The sequence below is a fragment of the Pseudoalteromonas sp. NEC-BIFX-2020_015 genome, from assembly GCF_012952265.1.
GTDB lineage: Bacteria > Pseudomonadota > Gammaproteobacteria > Enterobacterales > Alteromonadaceae > Pseudoalteromonas > Pseudoalteromonas neustonica.
Genome location: NZ_JABCJL010000085.1, coordinates 1 through 808, shown reverse-complemented (window position 1 = coordinate 808; position 808 = coordinate 1). Strand labels below are relative to the sequence as shown.

The following is an 808-nucleotide window of genomic DNA, read 5'->3' as shown; positions in this document are numbered from 1 at the left end:
ATTACTCCTTTTAGGAACTTAACTTCCTAATTTAAATTGTTCGCTTTTTAACCTTGAATCCACTGGGTGACTGTGATCTAATAGATATTATTCACCCACGGTAAACCGTTATGGCCAACTACAAGCCTGACTTATCCTGCCAAAATAAATTCATTCCTATCAATTTTTCTGAGCAAATCCTGCCAGGCACATTTGAGTATGCGCTTTGTTATATTGTCGAAAATAAACTCGACTTGTCGGGCTTTGACGCGTGGTATAACAACGACAAAACAGGTGCTGCGGCGTATCCGCCATCGGTGATGTTAAAGATTATTTTACTCGGTTATGCGCATGGATTAATCAGTAGTCGCCGTATTGCCAAAGCCTGCGAGAACAATATCTTATTCATGAGTGTGTCGGGTGATATCCAACCGCATTACACATCGATAGCGGGCTTCGTGGCCAAAATGCACGAGCAGATTGAACCGCTGTTCACGCAAGTGCTTCTGATATGTGATGAAGAAGGCTTGATAGGCCGTAACATGTTTGCCATTGATGGGTGTAAATTAAAGTCAAATGCGAGTAAAGAGTGGAGCGGCACTTTCGATGAGCTTGGCCGTAAAAAAGCCAAACTAGAACGCGCGAGTAAACGTATTATTGAGCGTCACCAATCGCAAGATGGACTGGGCGATGAGTTCATTGAACAGGACTTAAAGCAAAAAGAAAAGCTGGATAAAAGCGCAGAGAAAATCACAGACTTTCTCGCCACACACAAAGAAAAAACAGGCAGTAAAGGCAAACCCATTAAAAGCAATATTACCGACCCTGA

The 808-nt window shown here is 42.6% G+C and carries 1 protein-coding gene; it reads left to right on the top strand.

Annotated features, from left to right (window positions below; all coding sequences use genetic code 11):
* Positions 1-110 precede the first annotated feature (110 nt).
* On the top strand, positions 111-808 hold a 698-nt coding region (locus tag HH219_RS21650; RefSeq protein WP_169328605.1), incomplete at its 3' end, for a transposase.